Raw genomic sequence first — 18,042 nt, forward strand, 5'->3', positions numbered from 1 at the left:
CCGACGTCCGTCATGACGCACGCTCTTCGGGGTATTTCCAGGTGTTGGCCGTTTGCGTGCTGCGCGCCCAGCCGCAAGCCCACGCGTGGCTGGGCAACGTCGAAGCAACCACTTTCTACTTCGGCGAGCGGTGGACGCCCGAGGTCATCGATGCCGGCGGGCCGGTGAGCCCGACCTCGATACCGGTTATTTCGCCAAACACCTTCTTCAATCCCGCATATATTTCCGCGTTCAGGCGCCCGCCGAAGGCCCTCTCTTCGTCGGAGGTCGCCACCTTGATGCGCGGGCGCAGTCCGATATTCTCGAAGAGTGCCTGATCGCCCAGCTCCCCATAAAGGCGGTTGTCACCGGCGGGATCGTCGGCGTGGCGCGAGCCTAGCGGGTACGGCAGATCCTCGGTCGGCATGCGCCTATCGGTGGAGCGGGCGGTCGGCTGATCTTGCGCTGCGGTCGGGTCTGAGCTCATAGGTGGATGTGTTCAGCGTTGAGTGTGGCTACTGCGCCGCTATCTTGCACTACATGCGGCAACGAACGCGAACGCGGCGCCGTCGTCCCGTGGACCTCAGAAAGCGAAGGTGGACTGACGCGGCGCGTCGGTTGTCTGGTCGGTGGTGGACGTCACTGTTGGGAGCGCCCTGGGGCGGATGGCGAAGAGGGCGTCATAGCGTTGCGCGACGGAGTGCGCGGTCGTGCAGTCGACGTCAATGCCGATGAGTGCCGCGACGCGTGTACGCACGCTCGCGAGAAGTGCGGCTTCCTGCGCTGTCGGACGGACAGTCGGCCAGCCGGCTGTGAAAAGCAGGTGTGAGGGGATTTCGGCCTCGATTGCCTGGCGCGCGAGTGCCGCAAGCTTGGCACGCTCTACATCTGCTTTCAACGAAGGTGAAAGCAGGTCCGGCGAGACGTCAGCGAGCCAGCGTTGGCCCTGAAAGGCGAAGGTGGACGTCGCTTCTATTGCGACCATTTCCCGGTAGAGATCGTGGTTGTCCGCACAGTCGGCGGCGGCCCGCAGATCATCCAGCGCACTCATAATGCAGAACGCGCACGAGACACGCGATGCGCCGTACCGGGTGTACGCCTCGTGCAGCGCGAGTCCTGCCTCAGCGATCTCGCTGAACACGTCTTCTACCGGCCACTCTATGATGGCGTTCCACGTTACGCCCTGTTTGTTCCTCCGTGTGAGCGCGGCGAGTGGCGCGGAAACGGGCATCTTGCTGCGCGCCGAGCTTTCCTGGCGGCGAACGCCGGTCACGTTCACGATGTCGTGGTTCGGGTAACGCTTCTTCAGCGCGCTCGTGATCACGGCCGTCTTCAGTTCGGACGTGCAGAAACGCATGGACGGTGTGCTCCATGGAAGGATCAACCGGACGCACGACGGTTCCTTGTAGCGCGTCACATTGTTTTCCCAGCGCTTTTGCCAGCGGGCGAGCATGTCGCCGGCCTGACGCCGCACTGTCAGAAGCTCCCATCCGAGATGCGCGGCGAGCCGTTCGCATGCTGGCGCGCTGTCCTTCCACTCGACGCGCCCGAGGTCCGCGTGAACAAGAATGCGCGGCCCGGTATGACCGATCATGTCGAGGTGCCGCGCCACGGCCAGTGTGCACGCGACGCTGTCTTTCCCGCCGCTGACTCCGATTGCGACGACTGCATCGGCCTCGAGGAGCGTATCGATTTCAGGAGTGGTGGTCACGGAGCGCGTGACTTCTCTGGCGTGGCTTTCGAAGCGGCGACGTAGGGACGACAGGTCGATGAGCTGGATTGACATGGCGAGTAGAAATGAACGTGATGGTTCATCTTCGCAGCCAAGCCACAAAGTCAAGGCGCGTCGGCCGTGGTATCGCCAGCGAACGGGATTACCAGCAGGCTACCGGTTGTTGGCCGAGGCGCGCGCTCGCGCAATCGCCTCGCTGGCCAGTTTCTCGTGCATACGCACCCGATGCGCGCGAAACTTGTGTTCGGGCCACTGGCGCTCGCACTCATCAAGAGCTTGTAGCGCCGCGTCCTTCGACATGCCGGTGTCGTACCCAGCCCAGGGCTCGTAGATGTCTTCATCCTCGCCGCGGCGGCCGAGCCGGATGAAGCGCTGAACGATCCAGTCGTCTTCGAATTGCATGACGCGATTCGCTCGCAAATCTACGGAAAGCAGGTTTGGAAGACTCAGGCGTGAGATCGGACTTCTGGCAGCTGTGAGTTCTCTTTCCAGTGCAGCGGCGAACGCACTGATGGGTGTCGTCGTCCCGTCCTGGAAGGTCAGTGTTCCATCGCGCACTGTCCAGACGGCAACGCCATCGGAATATACGCTGAGACACCCCAATACCTGCCGCACGTTTTGTGGTCCGCGCTTGCTTATCCGGCGCCCGGGCTTTGCCCAGTCACGAAGCTGGGAGTGAAGCGCCTCGGAAAAATCCGCGAGTTGCTTCGTCGCTGGTCGTCTCAGCAGCGCAAACGGGTCGAGTTCCGGGCGTCGGCGCGAACGCCACCTGACGAGAACAGCCGTCACGCTTATTCCGCCAATGAAGGATGAACCCGCGATAAGTAAGGTCGACATGATGTATCTGGTCTATCGGCGTCTGGCGAGCCGGCTGTAGTATGGCATGTTCGCTTTTATGGCGCCCGAAGCGCCTTCCCGAGCATTCTTTCGGACCGGTGCGCTGGCGCAACGTCGTTGTGTGCAGGACCGAAGGACCTGCCGCTCAGGACTTGAACTCGTCGCGCGGCGGCACGGGACGGCGGAACACATCCGGGAATTCAGCCAGTAGCCGAGCGTGCGTGATTCCGTTAGCCGCGAAGGCAAGTAGAAGCATAAAAGCAATCGAGGCCGCGGCTGTCATCGCGATGAAGAGCTTCTTGCCAGCGGCCTGCGCGTTCGCGAGGCTCGTCAGGGCCTTGTCCGGCACGACCCGGGCGTCATACGCGCAAGGATCGGGCTGCTGCGTCCATTCTGAAGAGGACAGGGGCTCCTTCAGACCGGGCTTGCCCCACACCAGCTTAGGATCCGCGAGCACCCGCTTTGCATTCTCGAATGAATTGGCACCGACCTTGTCCGGATCACCGACGCAGATGATGTCGCGTGCGTACTCGACGCGACTGGTCTCCTGCAGCACGATGTAATTGCCGAGCGACGTGAACGTGCGCAGCGCGACGAGCTCTGAACCGAGATACGGAATCGCACTCACGAGCGCAATTCCGATCAGTGCTGGCCAGTGGAAGGGGGGCCGGTGCCTGGCCAGCAACCACAGGATCGGGTAACTCAGGCATAACGGCGGGACGAGAAAGAGCAGCGCCGGCTGTTCAACGAAGAGTGGCGTGCCAAATGAGGTGGTGTCGACCCCAAGGAGGGCGAGCAGGGAAAAGTGGGCGAAGCTCATTGGCCGTGTTCCTGTTGTTGGTGCAGAGCTGCCAGCGCGAGCCGGCCCGCAGCGGTAATGCGGAATTCGGCGGGGCCAACCGCCCAATCATTTACTAGGGCGGCGCGCACGAGGGGCTTCACATGCCGGCTGATGTTCAGCGCGGCTCCTTGTGGTGAGCGATAGGTCGCGTTTGGAAATACCGTGTATGCCAGACCTGACATCGTTCGGACCGGCCCGTTGTCGGTCAGCACTTCAAGAATGCGCCGCTGGGTTGGAGTCAATTTCATTGCGACGCACCTTTTTCGTCGTTGGGCGATGATTGCGGTAGGGCCTGACTTGACTGCGCGCTCAACGTGTACGTCTTGCTGACGCCGATCGCCGTAAGGTAGTCCGTCGCGTCGCCCGCGAGGTTTTGCCACTCCTTCATGCGACGCAGCGCCGATATCATGCGCACCATCAGAACCGACATGTTGACCACGCGCGGGTCTCTCAATGCGTCCGGGAGCTGGTCCCGCGCCGGGTCGGATGCGGCGGCGTCGACACGAACATATGCGATGTCGGTATCGAACTGGCGATCCGCGCACCACGTCACTTCATGCAACTCACCGAAATCGACTTCCGCCGGCAGGCCGACGTCGCCGATCTGGAGATAGATCCGCTCTGGGGCGCTGATCACTTTGACGGTATCGGTCATTTTGTGCCCGCTTGCGCGGCGGCATCGACAGGGATCGCGGGGGCTTTGCGCGCCGAGAGCATGGCGAGAGCGTCGGCGGCTTCCCTTGCCAATTCCTCAAGTTCGGAGAACACACGCTGCTTTACCAGGTGAACGCCTTCGCGCTCGACCCATTCCGCGCGCCGTATTTGCTGATCTCCCATCCAGGCGTCCGCTTCCGACTGCCAATCGAACGAGATGAAGTAGCTTTTCTCGTCCCGGCCCATCGCGAACCACGTTTCGCGTCCTTGTGAGCGGGCGCGCAGCTTCTCGATCAGCTCGTCGATCTGCTTTTGCGGCATCGCGTCTACGGCGGGCTCGTTACATGGAGAGGTCGTCGGTTCCCCGCCGCGGCCCTGGCGTTCTCGAGTAGTCATGAGGTCGCCACTCGCTTGAACTCGCGGACCCAAACCCACGGGTTCTTGTTCCAGGATGGGATGCCGTTCAGATCGCACCACTGATCACAGAACGATGACTTGTGGGTCTGCCCCATGCAACCGATGTCTTCGCAGCTTTGACGGATGTGGTCGCACGGTTCTGTGTCGCGTGGCACTCCCTCGGCTTGCGCGTCCGCTTCGCTGATGTCCTGAAGGCGTTCGACGCGCACCGCGGTGATTTCGAGCGTGATGCGCGACGCCGCGCGCAACATCTGGTTCGACGCGATCCATTTCTCGCCGTGCTCAAGCTCGTAGCCGTCGGCGGCATATGCGGCCACGTGCGAAAAAACGCGCGGGCCTTCAGGGTTCGCCTCATCTCGTAGCCACCAGTTAAGATGCTTCTCGCGCACCCATAGACGGTCACCGGGCTGTCCATGCGGACACGTCAAGCAATCGCCAGTCCGCGTGTGCCAGATCCCACCTTGCTGCGGCAGCGTTGTGCCAGCCGCGGTGCGGCCGCCGTTTTTCCCGCCGATGATGGTCGGTTCCCACTGGCCGAGCGGGTTGTGGTGCGGCAGCTTCACAATGTCCCGCGTCTGCGTCTTGCGGCCGTCAAGCAGCGCGCGGACCATTGCACCGCCGAAACGAATCGGGCGTTCTTTCATGCGCTAGGCTCCTGTTGTTTAGCCAGCGCGGCATCGATCCGTGCGCGCACAATGTCGAGGCTCAGTTCGCCGCGCACCGACAACGCTTCTTTGATTCGCCGCTGCTCGTCGGTCAGCTGCAGGCCCCTGCCATCGCTGATCAGTGTGCCAACGAAAGCGACAAACCGCTCCGCGTCTGGCGAATTCAGCCGTTGCTCAAGTTGATGGTCCGTAAGCCATTCGGTCGTGAAGCCGTCGAGCGACCCATCTGGATCGCGCGAAAGGCAATCCCCATCCGATCCACTATAGTTTTCGCCGTTCCAGAACCACAACGACAAGCCTTCGCCGTCGTAGTTGCGATCGCGGATAAGGGCGAACCTGTACGTTGGCTCAGCTTGAGACCGCTGTCCCTGTGCATCCGCTGGCTGTGCTACGAGTTCGGCTGCATTGACCGCCGCCCGCCACGCATCCATGAGTTGGCCGATATGCGCCCAGTTTTCCCCGTGCCGCTCGATCAGGTGAAAGGCGACTTCCGGCGAGACTTTCGCCCACGGCTGTCCATCAGGCGGCAAAGCATCTTTGGGCACCGTCAATGCTGCTTCTAAACTGGCGATGTGTGCGTTCGCGGTGTCGAGCGCGGCGATCGTCTGGCTCATAGCCGTACTAGAAGCTTCGAGGGCAGCGATAGCTTCAGCGATTAAGCCCTTCGCCATAGGGGGCGCAAGCGAATCGAGGTAATTGCGCAGACGCTTAGTCAGGTCAGTCATGTGTACCTCCGCCTGGTAACAGTGCAACATCGGTCTGAGCTCGTTCCGTCTGTGCCGGGAGGACGACGTTGCTCATTAGATCGACGATTTCTGCCCCAACGGCCTGACCATCGAGCCAAAGGGTGCGGAGGGTCTTTGGGTGATTTTTAGCCAGTGCGTGTACCAGTCGCGTCAAGTGCGTGTCGATCATGACTTGTGCCGCCAGGCCGAGCGCGTAGCCCTTTTCTTCTTCGCGGCGCAACTCGGATGCGTGCTTGGCCCGCAAGCCGTAAATCTCGCGGTGCAGGTCTGAATCTTCCTCGTTGTACCGGAGCATGGGCTGCTCCATCGCGCGGTATTCGGCGGCGTCGATGGTGCAAATCGGATTCTGGCGCTCAGACTTGCCGAAGTGCACAGCGGCTGACTCGGCATCGGCAAACGCCTCATCGCAATGGAAGCATCTCCATTCGCGCGCAGCGGACGGTGTGCCTGGGGATAGCACGGCGCGAATCGATTCCGCATAGCGTGCCGACATCGCGGCGCCGATCAGCGTAGAGCCGCCGACCTCAAAGCGTTGCGCGAGCGCTTCCAATCGCCGGATATTCTCGTCTGTCAGCATTTCAACCCCTCCACGCGATGCAGGCGGTCAATGATGTTCCAGTCAGACCATCCCTCACGTAGTAAGCGGCGAATAGAGCGCTTTGTCGCGCGCGATCCATAGCGCAACGCGCGTTCAACGCGGCGGCAATCAGCCATATCCTGCGGCACTTCATGAGTTGATAGCCGCTTGTCATCATGGGACGTCTGCAATTCCATTGTCATATTCGCTCCTACGTCGAACGTCCTGTTAGTGGCGACGGCCATGATTGGACCTCTGGGAATTCGTCGTGAGTGCGGCCATCAAGCAGTCTCCCGGCGCCTTTCTTGCCGACACGGTACACGGTCGGCTCGTCGTCATAGTGCATGCCTACCGCCCCGCTCGGCGTTAAGGTGCTGAACATCCATTCGTCGGCGAACCAGTGCGCAACGCGCTCCGTGCGTTTCATAGGGCCGGGAACACATCAGCGAGCGACGCGCAGAACACGCGCTGCCTGCGACCGTGTTCCGCAAAGAACGTCTCATGCCGTGCATTCCACTTGACCGGATCCTTCCATGTGCTCCGCGCTGTACGATGGCGCGGTTCGCTTGTGCCCCACGTTACATGCATCGCGCGCGCCGGAGTGCTCACGGCCGCGTAGCAGTGGTCGCACCCGGGTGACACGCGCGTGCAGCCGATCCACGGATTGAAGGTGTGATCGGTCCATTCAATTTTGCTGTTTTCGCTCACGATCTAGCCCCGGCAGACAGCCGCTCATCCCGGATAGATGTAGCGGGGGCGGCGTAGTCGTCGAGCCGTGTGGACGTTTCTTCCCGGTTGCTGTAGACCAGCACGCCGGCTTTGCAACAAGGCGCGCGCCAGGCCTTTTCGGTCTTCGAGATGACGCTGCCATCAGGAAGAACTTCGCGTGAGTACTCGAAGTCGTATTGCTCGGGCTGGATGGTTCCGCATCCGCTGTCGCAGATGAACTCCTCGCCATCTTTAAGCTGCGGCAATCTCACATCCGCTGCTGCTGCTTTCGTTGCACCGATAGGCGACACGCGATCCGCACGGGGCCGCCTTCGCGCAGTTCGTCAACCGCCTCTTCGAGCGTGAGCATGTTCTGCTCGGCATAGTCCTGGATGCGTGCGAGTTCCACATCGCTTGTGACGTGAGCACTCTCGCCTCCCGAAACCGCTGGCATGTCGCCAGAGTCCTTTTGCGGCTCGGTAGTGCCGAATATCAGCTCTCCGCGCTGGTGCAGCATCATGCAAAAGTTCGCAACATCGACAGGGTCGCCCTTTGCGACGTGCTGGCGCAGCATGTCTGACAGTGCTTCGCCGGATACGAGGTCTTTGTTATCCCAGCCGTATCGGCCCCTGGAACGCGAGGTCGCCATCTTGGCTTTCATCGCCGTCGCGAACCGGTCTGCAGCCAGGTCGTCGGCGTGCGCCGCATGCGCTGCGCCGGCGCGGGCGGGGACAGCCGCGCGAGCGTTTCCGATCGCATCCAGGCATGCATCCCAGCCGATCCGGAAGTCCACGGAGTTCGTGTAACGAGCCGGGTCGTCACGGAAATGGTCGTAGGCGGTGGCTACCAGATCGCCGCTGACCAGGATCGCGTCGATCGCCGAAGATGCGCGCGCGGCGTCTTTCAGCAGGTCGCCCGAGTCGAGACCGATGTCGATCTTATTGACCAGTTCGACCAGGGCGGTCTCGAATGCTGCCCGGCTATCCCCAACACTCGCAGCGGCGATAGGTGCGTCGAGTTCGGCGACCCGGGCGCGAAGGCGATCACGGTCGTCCCGCAGAGCACGAACCTTGTTCGCCTGCTCGCTGTTCCACGCGGACGCATAGGCACCGGTTCGAGACAGGTTGGGGTCCGGGTGACAAGCGGCAACGCCGCACGTAATAACCATATGCTGGTTCAGCGTGGCCTGCGTCCTGAAGGCGTCGCGCTCGGTTTCCAGTTCGGCTATGCGGCTGTTTGCGGTTTCGAGGGCGCTGGCGGCTTCGTCGGTCAACTGCTCAATTTCGTGCGGTTTGCCGTCTACCGCTTCCTGGGATTGCAGGCGCCTGATCAGATCACTCATGGTCAACTCCGCTTGCTGGCTGCGCGGCGCCCAGCATTTTTTCGAATATCTGGTGATAGGAGGCCACTTCGGGCGCCCCGCTGTGTTTTGAGGCCCCGCAGGCCCAGCCGATGGCTTCGCGCTGCGCATCGGTCAGCGCCCGCTCTGTCTGTGCTGGCTGCGCGGCGCGAGCGGCTATGCGGCCATCGTCGGGCAGCTTGTCGTCAAGCGTTTTCCACATATCTTCAAGTCGCTCGCGGTTCGTCTGGCCGAAGCTGTCCATGTACTCGTCTAGGAGGCGCGCTGCCTGACGGGTACGCAAGTCCTTCCTGTCGAATTCGGTTGTGATATTCAGCAGCCACCGAAGCGCGTTGAGCCGCTATAGACCGAGAAGGCGAGTTCGGCCTCTGCGTTGCTCTCTTTCTCCGCTCTCCTGTCGATAGCGGCGGGTTTGCTCGCAGATAGAAGGGCGGCTTCTGTGCGAATTGATGCGAGCATTTCCGCTTTGGCCCGTTCAAGGTCTGCGTTCGTGACCCGCTCAGTGGATTCGTCGTTATACGGGCGGCGGAATTTCTCAACCACGAAGAAGTAGCCATTGATCGCGCGCATGATGTTCGACATGTCGCCATACTTGGCGTCGAACTTCTCACGCATTCGTCTTGCTGCCGGAGGTTCATCGGACATCATCGCTCCTACGTCGAGCTTGTTAGTGGTAGCGGTCATGGCGCGGAGGCCTCCGTTTTCATGAAGCAGATCCAGTGCGTATCGGCACGCTTGCCCGACTTGTGACCAAACAGCGGCGTGCGCTCGGTCAGGGCTAGAATCTCGCCCACCTTGATCTGCGTTTCATTCCATTTGAAGATCAGCACGCCGTGGCTTTCGAGAACCCGGAAACACTCGGCGAAACCCTTGCGAATGTCGTCGCGCCAATCTGCGCCGAGCTTCCCGTATTTGGCTGCGAGCCAACTGCGCGGGCCAGCGCGGACCAGATGAGGCGGATCGAATACGACGAGCTTGAACGAGCCGGCCGGATACGGCAGATCGCGGAAGTCCATGAGAATGTCGGGCGCGATGTTGAGCGTGCGAGTGCCTTCCGCGTTGTCGTGTGAGCGATCGGTGACGACGATCGACTCAGCGCGGGCATCACCGAACACCGCGTTCGGGTGATTCGGATCGAACCAGAACATGCGGCCACCACAGCACGGGTCGAGAATCGACTTCACGATCCCAACTCCTGATCCCCGGCAGATGACGCGGGAGCGGCGCACTTGGCATAGCTACTGGCTAGCTGACCTGGCTCATTGCTGTGGGTGCAGGTGAAACGGGCGCGCTTCGCGTCGGTACGTAGGTTGAGGTGGTCCATCGGGAGTCCTTTAGAAAGGTGGGCAGTTGTCGCAACTTTCGCGGCGACGCTTGCCGCATTGATGGCACTTCGCCGGCACCCAGCGACGAACCAGCCAGAAGTGCAGTAGTTCTGTCGTGCGGTGGTTACGTGTCTCTCCAACACAATCGGCATAGCTCACGGCCAACGCGCCGCATCGCCGGCACGGCGGCTCGCTCCAGCCGTTTTCGTGATCGAAGAACTGAGCGTGATAGTCGGGCACGCATCCGAACCACCAGCATTTGAGGCGCGTAAGCATCGTGGAGAATCGTCCAGGGAGCGGAATCAAGGTTGAGTCGTTACGGGACGCGGAGAGCCCCGGTCCGGCCTAACAGTCACTTTTGTTGAAATCAGCGCGCGGTGAACCGGCAGGACGTATGGAATCCATTTGAGATCTCAGCTCGCTGGCGAGCCATTTCGTTGCGCTATCGACGCCAACGAGAAGCGCGTCGGCGGGACCGCCAAATTCAACGAGGAAAAGTCCAGTGCGTCGTCGATTAAGAACCGTGACACCCGTGCGGCTCAGAATCTTCTCCTCGTCGTCCGTCGGAACGGCACCCTTCGGCACATACATCACCACGTACTGGCTCACGAGGCCGCCTTTCCAGGCGACAAATTCGAATCCGCAAACGGGGATGTCTTGGGGCTACATTAATGGATCGTCTCCGAAGTCAAGTCCGGGCCCTCATGGAAATGGTCGGCAAAAAATGGTAGGAACTCAACGAAGAAGGCGACGCCGAGGAGTTCGTCATTCAGGCTTGTAGTCAGGGAGCCGAGCAACATTCCTGCGAGTTCGCACTGGAGCCTGGTCGATTCCGCATCGTCCTCGAACCAGATGGTTAGCCGGCCGGCGTCGAAGTCGAAGCCACCTTCGCTCACTAAAAAGCTAAGCTCGTCCGGAGTTCGGCCATCAAGCTTTGCATCGTCAATGTGTGCTTCGAGAAATTCCGGGAACACATCGAGGATGTCCTCCATTACGTCCTCATCCTGCAGGCCAGCCGTGATGTAGAAGTCCGCTATGAGACTGGGCGGTGTATGGGGCGTGCACTGGAGATCGGCGTCGGAGAAATGCACCGACATGTACCCCCAATCGAACACGAAAACAGCTTCGTTCCTTTCGACCACCGCTTTGGCTTCGCTTCTGGACAGATCGGGATGGTGCTCCATCTCAGCTTCGATGCGAGCGTCAAGGACAATATCGGGAAGCGCGTTGCGCGGCAGACCGTCGATCGTTCCCCTGGCGATTTGTTCGCGCAACATATTCGCGACCGTAGATACGGGCAATTGGGCCATCGAATACCTCATCGGGCATGGGTTGAGGGGAAAACAACAGCATCCAGCGGCTCGCGATCGGTATTCCATTCGACGCAGTCAACGCCTTTCTTCGCGCGCATCGCCTGTTTCTCACGCTTGCGTTTTTCCTACTCGGCCAGACCGTTCAGGCCGTACACCTCGATCTCGACAGCCTGGGGCGTATCCGTTAATACGAAGTCGGGCAAGATTCCATCGGCGTTCGGCGATAAGGGCTTTTCGAACGCGCGACCTTCGCGCGTCAGTCTGTTTGCCATCGCGACCTCAAATGACGAGTCGCACGGCAGGAACGTAGCGGAGCAGAGCATCAGGCACGCGTCGACCACACGCGCGTAGCCGTTTTTCAACTCAACAAGCATCAGCGTGACGACTCGGGCCTGTTTCTCTCCGATCGCAGCGTAGGCGAACCGGTAGGACGCTGCGACCTTGTCCAGCAGGCGGTTGTCTGTGTAATAGCGACGTCGGCTCTGGCGCAGGGTGATCGTGTGTCCGTACTTCGACGGCCCAATCTCATTGATCTCGCCAAGGACCAGTGCGCGGCGCGATGGTGCGGCCTCGCCCACGGGCGCCAGTGCGGCAATGAACTGGTCCAGCTCGTCGTTGATCGCTTTTGACTGGTCCGCTTCAAACCGGCGCATCACGTGCAACACGCGGTCTGCCTGCTGTCCGTTGATGGGACCGTCACCTATCGCCTCGACGAGCGCGGTACTGCAGAAACCCCAGTTGCGGGTGCCCCCGCCCGCTGGCCAGACGTTCAGGCTGGCTTCGCTCCAGAGAGACTGCAGGAAAGCGAGCAACGAGGCGGTCTGTCTCGACTTACGCTCACCGGCAGCGTCTGGCGTGGTCGGCTTGACGGGGCCGGCGGCGGTCGACGCGGGGGCAAACACGACATCGAGGCGGGTGTTCAGGCCAGCGGCGGTCTTGCGGATCGCAGCGTCGGCAGGGGCGGCTTTGGTCGTGACCGCCGACCCGTCCTTGTAGAAGGGGCAGGCCTTTGCGGTAGGGGTGGCCTTTGCGTGGCGGTGGCCATCGTCTGGCCAGCCTGCGAGGTGGTACATCGACCCATAGCGGCGGATGACAAGGCGCAACGGCGTGTCGTGCTGGGCACATTGGCATTCGGCCCAGCCGGGGGTCTTGCGGGCTCGCTCAAGCTGGCGCACATAGCGTGCGCCGTTTTCCAGCACGTCTTCCAGCACGTACGTGCGGTCGTCGAATGCAACGCGGATAGCCGACATGGAGGTCTTGGCCGACAGGAGGCAGGAGATGAAACGATTATCGCGATCCGGCGGCGCGTAGACCCAGCAAAAGACGATCGAAATCAACCGTCATTCGGGGCTAACCGGCGGCGCATTGCACAAGAAACTGGCAGTGCCCCGGTGGTGACCCGGCGGGAATAGTCGTTTTGGAACAGGGGTGTACCGGAGGTTATCCACATCTTTACGCACAGAAGCTGTGGATAACTCTGTCTGGGGGCGTTGTTGCGTAAAGACCCCCGTATTTGGTGATCTTTCGGGGGCAGGGAATGGCTACGCCAGGCGTATCGTCCAATTTAATACCCCGCGATTCATCGCATCGACCCGGCCGCTCAGCGGCTATTTTTTTACCGTTTCGGGACACAGTGTGCCGACAGTCGCTCGGCGGTCGCTCCCATGTACCCCCCGGATTCGCTTCGCTTCCAGCGATCGGGACATTTCCTTTATCCCTGACCGATCCATGCCGGCTTCACGGCAGGGTTATCTTCGGCCAAACCAATCTGGAGTATCACCATGAATGCAAATGAAAAGATGTTTGTCGGCGGGCTTGCGCCGCAAGCGATCTCCGTCGAACAACTGCAGAAGAAGTACGCGAAGGGCGACGAAACGACGATCACGGATGTTCGTTTCCGTGTCGCCCGTGCGCTCGCGGCGAACGAGCAGCAGGAAATCCGAGCCGACATGGAAGCTCGCTTCCTGGACGCCATGGAAAGCGGTTTCATCCCGGCCGGGCGCATTAACTCGGCGGCTGGCACCGACATTCAGGCGACCCTCATAAATTGCTTCGTTCAGCCGTGCGGGGATAGCGTCAATGCCGAGAGCAACGGCAAGGTGGGCATCTACACCGCACTCGCTGAGGCCGCCGAAACGATGCGTCGCGGCGGCGGGGTCGGCTACGACTTCTCGCAGATCCGTCCGAAGAACGCCTATGTAAAGGGTACGCACTCACGTGCGTCCGGCCCGCTGTCTTTCATGGACGTGTTCGATGCGTCCTGTACAACGGTGGAATCGGCCGGTGCTCGTCGCGGTGCCCAGATGGGTGTTCTGCGCTGCGATCACCCGGACATCGAAGCCTTCATCAACGGCAAGCGCACCAAAGGGAAGTTGAACAACTTCAACATCTCGGTCGGGGTGACGGACGCCTTCATGCAGGCCGTGGACGATGATCTGGAGGTCGAACTCGTGCACGCCGCGGCGCCGCATCCGGATCTCGAAGGCACCTACCAGCGAGACGACGGCAAGTACGTCTATCGCAAGGTGCACGCTCGTGATCTGTGGGAACAGATCATGAAGTCGACGTACGACCACGCGGAGCCAGGCGTGCTCTTCATCGATCGCATGAATGCAGAGAACAACCTGTACTACTGCGAATCGATTCAGGCGACCAACCCATGCGGCGAACAGCCCCTGCCCGACTACGGCTGCTGCTGTCTCGGTTCGGGCAACCTGACGAAGTTCGTAATTTCGCCGTTCACCGAAGATGCCCGTTTCGACATGGCCGGTTTCGTGGCGATGGTCAAAACCAGCATCCGAATGCTCGACAACGTGCTGGACGTGTCGTACTGGCCGCTGGAGAAGCAGCGTGCGGAAGCCACAGCCAAGCGTCGTATCGGTCTGGGTTTTCTCGGGCTGGGCGATGCGCTGGTGATGCTGCGCGTGCCGTATAACTCGCCGCGTGCGCTCGAGTGGGCCGCGAAAGTCTCCGAAGCCATGCGTGATGCGGCCTACGAGGCGTCGATCGAACTCGCCCGGGAGAAGGGGGCTTTCCCGTTGCTGGATGTGGAAAAGTACCTTCAAAGCGGTTTCGCATCGCGTCTGCCGGCGCACATCAAGGCTGGCATCCGCGAACACGGTATCCGCAACTCGCACCTGCTGTCGATCGCGCCGACCGGCACGATCACGCTGGTATTCGCTGACAACGCATCGAACGGTATCGAGCCTGCCTTCGGGTGGGGTTATAACCGGAAGGTGCGTCAGGAGGATGGGACGACAAAGTCGCAAATGGTGTTTGATCATGCTCTACGCGTCTATCACGAGCAGCTTGGCCTCGGTCAGGTGCTGGTGAATGACCACGACGGGTCGGTCGAATTCAGGGATCTGCCCGACTACTTTGTTCACGCTCGCGACATCAGCGCGACCGAGCACGTGCAGATGCTTGAAGCGGTGCAACCGTTCATCGACACGTCGATCAGCAAGACCGTGAATGTCGCCGAAGACTACCCGTACGAGGCGTTCAAAAACCTCTATCTGGATGGTTGGAAAGCGGGCCTCAAGGGCTTGGCGACGTACCGGCCGAACGACACGTTGGGTTCGGTCCTCTCGGACGCCACTGCGGTGGCGCCGGCGGCGATCGCGCCTGTCGTGCCCGACGACGATCCCCTCGTGAAGCGCTTTCAGGCCCGTCCTGAAGGTGATCTCGAGTCGATGACGTCGAAGGTCGAGTACTACAACGTGGAAGGCAAACAGAGCGCCTACCTCTCGATCAGCTTCATGACCGTCAAGGGCACCATCGACGGTACCGAAGTCGAAATAGAGAGACCGGTGGAGTTCTTCATGCCAGCGGGTCAGCGGACGGAAGGCCAGCAGTGGATTACGGCCTCAATGCGTTTGCTGTCCATCGTCGCACGTTCAGGTGGGTCGATCGCAAAGGCGCTTGCCAACCTGCGTGAAACGGTGTGGGACAAAGGCCCCGTTCGCTGCGGTCACATCGTCCGCGAGGATAGTGTGCAGATTCCGCGTCATCACGACTCTGAAGTAGCGGCACTGGCGTATGCGCTTCAGCGCATGCTCGCGAAACGTGGCTTCCTGGATGCCGATGGCAATCAGGTGCCCGTGCGCGTGCTATCGCAGGCGTACGCCCGGCGCTCCCGTGTGAGCTCCGAGTTCGTTGAGGCGAACGACGAGCAGATCGGGAAGAGCAAACCGTTTTACGGCAATGGTCTTGGCAAGAAATGCCCCGCGTGTGGCGCGCACGAAATGCATAAGATCGATGGTTGCCTGAAATGCCTGAATTGCGGCGAAGCCGGTAGCTGCGGCTGATGCAATCCCCGCCCCCAATCGCAAGCAACCGCTTGCGCTCAAGGGGCGGGGGCTTGCTATCGCGCCGAAAGACCCCCGTATTTAGGGAGCTTTCAGGGGGAAACAGGTTCAAGTCTGGACTAACCTCAGAAAATCAACCGCGCCTACGGCGCATCGACCCGCCGCTTTCATGCGGCTTTTTTTTACCCTGTGGGGAGGCGGCTTCCCTACGGGGAGCGGCTCCTCCGCTTCTGTCTTGAGGACCGTAATGTCTATGGAAAAGCTGCTTCGCCTTGTCGGCGAGACCGCTGCCCTCAAGCTGTGGGATTGGCGTGACAAACAGGGCAGCGAACTAAACGAGCGCGATGAACCGGCGAATGGGCACGAGCATTCGCACTACGTACTCATGCGGCTGATTGAAGCGGCTCGCACGCTTGAGGCCGAGGCTCTGGCCGACGTGTGCCCTGCCGGAATCCAACGTCTGCGTCTCATCTTCGAGGTCGACTACATCCGCAACGGGGTGTCGATCGCTGAGTTGAAGCGTCGACTCGAATCGATGCCGACCTCCGCCGTCAACCGCGGAGATCTCACCGGTTCGACGGACGCCGAAGTCGAGGGATACCGCTCCCTCGTCGTACATGTGAATCGGGAAGCCTGTACTGCGGTGGCCTGAGCCAGTAGATCGCCATCAGTCATTTAACCCTGTGGGGCACGCCAACCCCACCAGGAGCGTGCCCCTTACTTTTTCAGGAGCACGCTTATGTTTTTTACCTCTGGCTATCGCGGCCATTTCGTCCACGTGAGCGTAACCGCCTCAGGCGGCGGGCGCGAGCGCATCGACGCGCAGATCATTCATCCGGACGGTCGGTTCGACCTCGTTCCTTGCAAAAGCGTAAGCGGCGCGAGGCGTGTCATCACGCGCTGCGCGAAGGCCGGTCTTGCGGGCACGAACTTTCGTAGCGAATGCTATCGCGGGCATTTCATTCGTGTGTCGAAGCTCTATGGTGGCGGCGAGCGGGTCGAAGCGCAGGTCTATCAGCCGACCGGCGATTTCGAACTCGTGAAGTGCGGGTCGATTGCAGGTGCCAGGCGGGTGATCACCCGCGTCGTCCAGACCGGCAACAATGGTCTCTGGGGGGCCGCATCATGACGCTCATCGATGCCGTGGCTCCGCAGAAAAGCGACTTCGCGCGCTTCAAGGAACGGCTGCTGGGTCGAACCGGCGAGATTCCGATGAATCAGGTCAACGCGATCGTCCCTGACCGGATGCAGCTTCGGGTCGGCATACCGCACCGTGGAGGCAAGCTCGCGGTCCACGCGTTCGAGCATGGCTACCCCGTCATGGTGTCGGCAAACGCCTTCTTCGATCCCAAGAGCGAGACTTTCAAGGTGCCGCAGTATTCACCGCTGCAGGACATGGACGTTGCACTTGATAGCGCCGGCTTTGTCGCTCTCACGAACTTTATGGCAAAGGGGCCTCAGAAAGGTGCAGCCGGAATCTATCCATGGCGATACGGGGAGTACCTTGAACTCGCTTATTTGCTGCGTCCAAGCTGGTTCGCTGCCATGGACCTTTGCTGCGAAAATGGTGCGACGCGTGGTGGTATCGACACTGACTGGCGCATCCGCGCGACAGCCACGATGCTAGAAGGAATGCTAGACATTATCGAAGCGTGGCAGGAGGAATACGCGAAGGATGTCAGCGCGACAACCGTAGCGAATGACCTCAAGCCGCCCGTACCGGTTTGTCAGGGGTGGGTCCTGGATGATTATCTGAAAAGCCTGGACCTGACGATGGAAGTATGGAACAGGCACGCGTGGTTGGCGCCGCCGGCTTTAATGGGTTTGGGGTCGACGTGTAGGCGTGATCTCCATCACCCCAAACACGGGCTTTTCGCGATCCTCGACGGCCTTGACGGGCGCTTGCCAGCAGGTATGAAGCTTCACTGCTTCGGCGTAAAAGGTGCGGCGCTTGACCTCGTCAAAATGTACCCATTTGTGGCTGGATCAGACAGCATGGCTTTTGATGTGACTGCGCGGCGCAAAGCATTCGCCGCCGGCATCTCCAACACGATGGAGCATCGCTCGACTGTGATGACGAACTGGATGCAGGTCGCGGAAGCTCGCATGCGTCCACAACCCGGCGACCAGTTTCGCCTGACGTTCTAGGCTACGTAAGTAGCTTCTTTCCCTAGCGGGGCATCCCCCGCTGGGGATGCTCCTCTTCTATTCTTGAGGAACAGAAATCATGAGTGAGCAAATCACTGCGGCTGAACTTGCAGCAATCGTCACGAAGCTTTGATCGGCGAATCAGGTGAAGTCGACGGTTTCGAATCGTTCCAGAGTTTCATGACCGATATTGCCAAGGTGGTCTGCGATCACTGTGGCGGCGAGGTCCGAACCGATGCCGCGCCGTTGGAGAGTGCGTGGATCGTCGTCATTCACGGCGACGACCGGCTCCCGGACGCGTTCGGTGGTATCTGGCGCGAAGACGACCCAAAGGCGCTGTTCGAGCAGGAAACCGTCGTCGCGCTTGGCCCGGCAGCGATCCCGACGGGCGTGAGCACATGCAGCACGTTTGCGACGGATGGGTATCGCGATG

At 60.7% G+C, this 18,042-nt stretch carries 24 protein-coding genes and 1 pseudogene; 5 read left to right on the top strand and 20 right to left on the bottom strand.

The window, feature by feature from the left end; all coding sequences use genetic code 11:
• Nucleotides 1–115: 115 nt before the first annotated feature.
• The 20 genes and pseudogenes from HHL24_RS35455 to HHL24_RS35550 all read right to left on the bottom strand — a co-directional run bounded on the left by HHL24_RS35455 (nt 116) and on the right by HHL24_RS35550 (nt 12,491).
• The gene (locus HHL24_RS35455; protein ID WP_169489939.1) at nt 116–406 is read right to left on the bottom strand and encodes a hypothetical protein; all 291 of its coding nucleotides are present in this window, start codon (nt 404–406) and stop codon (nt 116–118) included.
• Between the two features lie 156 nt (nt 407–562).
• Entirely contained in the window at nt 563–1,690 is a 1,128-nt protein-coding gene (locus tag HHL24_RS35460) for a phosphoadenosine phosphosulfate reductase family protein (RefSeq protein WP_329606791.1), read from the bottom strand.
• Between the two features lie 174 nt (nt 1,691–1,864).
• Nucleotides 1,865–2,548: a hypothetical protein gene (locus HHL24_RS35465; RefSeq protein ID WP_169489941.1), complete on the bottom strand. Its 684-nt coding sequence runs from the start codon at nt 2,546–2,548 to the stop codon at nt 1,865–1,867.
• A gap of 145 nt (nt 2,549–2,693) precedes the next feature.
• Nucleotides 2,694–3,368 (bottom strand): hypothetical protein, encoded by a 675-nt coding sequence (locus tag HHL24_RS35470; RefSeq protein WP_169489942.1) that lies wholly within the window; start codon nt 3,366–3,368, stop codon nt 2,694–2,696.
• Complete coding sequence (locus HHL24_RS35475; protein ID WP_169489943.1) at nt 3,365–3,637, bottom strand: MarR family transcriptional regulator; 273 nt, start codon at nt 3,635–3,637, stop codon at nt 3,365–3,367. Before HHL24_RS35475 ends, HHL24_RS35470 begins: the two co-directional genes overlap by 4 nt.
• Complete coding sequence (locus tag HHL24_RS35480) at nt 3,634–4,044, bottom strand: hypothetical protein (RefSeq protein ID WP_169489944.1); 411 nt, start codon at nt 4,042–4,044, stop codon at nt 3,634–3,636. The genes HHL24_RS35475 and HHL24_RS35480 overlap by 4 nt, the downstream gene beginning before the upstream one ends.
• A complete protein-coding gene (locus tag HHL24_RS35485) occupies nt 4,041–4,439 on the bottom strand; it encodes a hypothetical protein (RefSeq protein ID WP_169489945.1) in 399 nt (132 codons plus the stop codon). Before HHL24_RS35485 ends, HHL24_RS35480 begins: the two co-directional genes overlap by 4 nt.
• Nucleotides 4,436–5,104, bottom strand: a complete 669-nt coding sequence (locus HHL24_RS35490) for an ASCH domain-containing protein (RefSeq protein ID WP_169489946.1) — start codon at nt 5,102–5,104, stop codon at nt 4,436–4,438. Before HHL24_RS35490 ends, HHL24_RS35485 begins: the two co-directional genes overlap by 4 nt.
• On the bottom strand, nt 5,101–5,739 hold the full coding sequence (locus tag HHL24_RS35495; RefSeq protein WP_169489947.1) for a hypothetical protein: 639 nt from the start codon (nt 5,737–5,739) through the stop codon (nt 5,101–5,103). Before HHL24_RS35495 ends, HHL24_RS35490 begins: the two co-directional genes overlap by 4 nt.
• 103 nt (nt 5,740–5,842) lie before the next feature.
• Entirely contained in the window at nt 5,843–6,448 is a 606-nt protein-coding gene (locus HHL24_RS43695) for a hypothetical protein (RefSeq protein ID WP_206003165.1), read from the bottom strand.
• Nucleotides 6,442–6,651, bottom strand: a complete 210-nt coding sequence (locus tag HHL24_RS35505; protein ID WP_169489948.1) for a hypothetical protein — start codon at nt 6,649–6,651, stop codon at nt 6,442–6,444. The genes HHL24_RS43695 and HHL24_RS35505 overlap by 7 nt, the downstream gene beginning before the upstream one ends.
• Before the next feature lie 232 nt (nt 6,652–6,883).
• Nucleotides 6,884–7,156 (bottom strand): annotated as a pseudogene (locus HHL24_RS35510) (DUF5131 family protein); the annotation flags it as partial.
• The gene (locus tag HHL24_RS35515) at nt 7,153–7,422 is read right to left on the bottom strand and encodes a hypothetical protein (protein WP_169489950.1); all 270 of its coding nucleotides are present in this window, start codon (nt 7,420–7,422) and stop codon (nt 7,153–7,155) included. The pseudogene HHL24_RS35510 and the gene HHL24_RS35515, both read right to left, overlap by 4 nt.
• Nucleotides 7,423–7,424: 2 nt before the next feature.
• The gene (locus HHL24_RS35520; protein WP_169489876.1) at nt 7,425–8,498 is read right to left on the bottom strand and encodes a hypothetical protein; all 1,074 of its coding nucleotides are present in this window, start codon (nt 8,496–8,498) and stop codon (nt 7,425–7,427) included.
• Nucleotides 8,491–8,760, bottom strand: a complete 270-nt coding sequence (locus HHL24_RS35525; protein WP_169489951.1) for a hypothetical protein — start codon at nt 8,758–8,760, stop codon at nt 8,491–8,493. The genes HHL24_RS35520 and HHL24_RS35525 overlap by 8 nt, the downstream gene beginning before the upstream one ends.
• A 68-nt stretch (nt 8,761–8,828) precedes the next feature.
• Nucleotides 8,829–9,200, bottom strand: coding sequence for a hypothetical protein (locus HHL24_RS35530; protein WP_169489952.1), 372 nt, complete (start codon nt 9,198–9,200; stop codon nt 8,829–8,831).
• A complete protein-coding gene (locus HHL24_RS35535; RefSeq protein ID WP_329606792.1) occupies nt 9,197–9,700 on the bottom strand; it encodes a class I SAM-dependent methyltransferase in 504 nt (167 codons plus the stop codon). Before HHL24_RS35535 ends, HHL24_RS35530 begins: the two co-directional genes overlap by 4 nt.
• Before the next feature lie 486 nt (nt 9,701–10,186).
• Nucleotides 10,187–10,450: a hypothetical protein gene (locus HHL24_RS35540; protein WP_169489953.1), complete on the bottom strand. Its 264-nt coding sequence runs from the start codon at nt 10,448–10,450 to the stop codon at nt 10,187–10,189.
• Nucleotides 10,451–10,509: 59 nt separating this feature from the next.
• Complete coding sequence (locus HHL24_RS35545) at nt 10,510–11,151, bottom strand: hypothetical protein (RefSeq protein ID WP_169489954.1); 642 nt, start codon at nt 11,149–11,151, stop codon at nt 10,510–10,512.
• 128 nt (nt 11,152–11,279) lie between these two features.
• On the bottom strand, nt 11,280–12,491 hold the full coding sequence (locus HHL24_RS35550) for a DUF1173 family protein (RefSeq protein WP_169489955.1): 1,212 nt from the start codon (nt 12,489–12,491) through the stop codon (nt 11,280–11,282).
• A gap of 444 nt (nt 12,492–12,935) precedes the next feature.
• Here HHL24_RS35550 and HHL24_RS35555 point away from each other — a divergent pair, with 444 nt between their 5' ends.
• The 5 genes from HHL24_RS35555 to HHL24_RS35575 form a co-directional block, all read left to right on the top strand.
• Nucleotides 12,936–15,461, top strand: a complete 2,526-nt coding sequence (locus HHL24_RS35555; RefSeq protein ID WP_169489956.1) for an adenosylcobalamin-dependent ribonucleoside-diphosphate reductase — start codon at nt 12,936–12,938, stop codon at nt 15,459–15,461.
• A gap of 253 nt (nt 15,462–15,714) precedes the next feature.
• Complete coding sequence (locus HHL24_RS35560; protein ID WP_169489957.1) at nt 15,715–16,113, top strand: hypothetical protein; 399 nt, start codon at nt 15,715–15,717, stop codon at nt 16,111–16,113.
• Nucleotides 16,114–16,200: 87 nt separating this feature from the next.
• Nucleotides 16,201–16,590 carry a hypothetical protein gene (locus HHL24_RS35565; RefSeq protein ID WP_169489958.1) on the top strand — a complete coding sequence of 130 codons (390 nt, stop codon included), beginning with the start codon at nt 16,201–16,203 and terminating at the stop codon, nt 16,588–16,590.
• Complete coding sequence (locus HHL24_RS35570; RefSeq protein ID WP_230417705.1) at nt 16,587–17,609, top strand: deazapurine DNA modification protein DpdA family protein; 1,023 nt, start codon at nt 16,587–16,589, stop codon at nt 17,607–17,609. Before HHL24_RS35565 ends, HHL24_RS35570 begins: the two co-directional genes overlap by 4 nt.
• A 180-nt stretch (nt 17,610–17,789) precedes the next feature.
• Nucleotides 17,790–18,042, top strand: a 253-nt coding sequence (locus tag HHL24_RS35575) for a hypothetical protein (RefSeq protein ID WP_169489959.1), incomplete at its 3' end; no start/stop codon positions are given.

The organism is Paraburkholderia polaris (assembly GCF_012927345.1).
In the GTDB taxonomy this organism is placed as follows: Bacteria; Pseudomonadota; Gammaproteobacteria; order Burkholderiales; family Burkholderiaceae; genus Paraburkholderia; species Paraburkholderia polaris.

Coding starts and splice junctions, on each gene's coding strand:
- HHL24_RS35455 (WP_169489939.1), bottom strand. CDS start 406: ATGCCGACCGAGGATCTGCCGTACCCGCTAGGCTCGCGCCACGCCGAC.
- HHL24_RS35465 (WP_169489941.1), bottom strand. CDS start 2,548: ATGTCGACCTTACTTATCGCGGGTTCATCCTTCATTGGCGGAATAAGC.
- HHL24_RS35470 (WP_169489942.1), bottom strand. CDS start 3,368: ATGAGCTTCGCCCACTTTTCCCTGCTCGCCCTCCTTGGGGTCGACACC.
- HHL24_RS35475 (WP_169489943.1), bottom strand. CDS start 3,637: ATGAAATTGACTCCAACCCAGCGGCGCATTCTTGAAGTGCTGACCGAC.
- HHL24_RS35480 (WP_169489944.1), bottom strand. CDS start 4,044: ATGACCGATACCGTCAAAGTGATCAGCGCCCCAGAGCGGATCTATCTC.
- HHL24_RS35485 (WP_169489945.1), bottom strand. CDS start 4,439: ATGACTACTCGAGAACGCCAGGGCCGCGGCGGGGAACCGACGACCTCT.
- HHL24_RS35490 (WP_169489946.1), bottom strand. CDS start 5,104: ATGAAAGAACGCCCGATTCGTTTCGGCGGTGCAATGGTCCGCGCGCTG.
- HHL24_RS35495 (WP_169489947.1), bottom strand. CDS start 5,739: ATGAGCCAGACGATCGCCGCGCTCGACACCGCGAACGCACACATCGCC.
- HHL24_RS43695 (WP_206003165.1), bottom strand. CDS start 6,448: ATGCTGACAGACGAGAATATCCGGCGATTGGAAGCGCTCGCGCAACGC.
- HHL24_RS35505 (WP_169489948.1), bottom strand. CDS start 6,651: ATGACAATGGAATTGCAGACGTCCCATGATGACAAGCGGCTATCAACT.
- HHL24_RS35520 (WP_169489876.1), bottom strand. CDS start 8,498: ATGAGTGATCTGATCAGGCGCCTGCAATCCCAGGAAGCGGTAGACGGC.
- HHL24_RS35525 (WP_169489951.1), bottom strand. CDS start 8,760: ATGGACAGCTTCGGCCAGACGAACCGCGAGCGACTTGAAGATATGTGG.
- HHL24_RS35530 (WP_169489952.1), bottom strand. CDS start 9,200: ATGACCGCTACCACTAACAAGCTCGACGTAGGAGCGATGATGTCCGAT.
- HHL24_RS35545 (WP_169489954.1), bottom strand. CDS start 11,151: ATGGCCCAATTGCCCGTATCTACGGTCGCGAATATGTTGCGCGAACAA.
- HHL24_RS35555 (WP_169489956.1), top strand. CDS start 12,936: ATGAATGCAAATGAAAAGATGTTTGTCGGCGGGCTTGCGCCGCAAGCG.
- HHL24_RS35560 (WP_169489957.1), top strand. CDS start 15,715: ATGGAAAAGCTGCTTCGCCTTGTCGGCGAGACCGCTGCCCTCAAGCTG.
- HHL24_RS35565 (WP_169489958.1), top strand. CDS start 16,201: ATGTTTTTTACCTCTGGCTATCGCGGCCATTTCGTCCACGTGAGCGTA.
- HHL24_RS35570 (WP_230417705.1), top strand. CDS start 16,587: ATGACGCTCATCGATGCCGTGGCTCCGCAGAAAAGCGACTTCGCGCGC.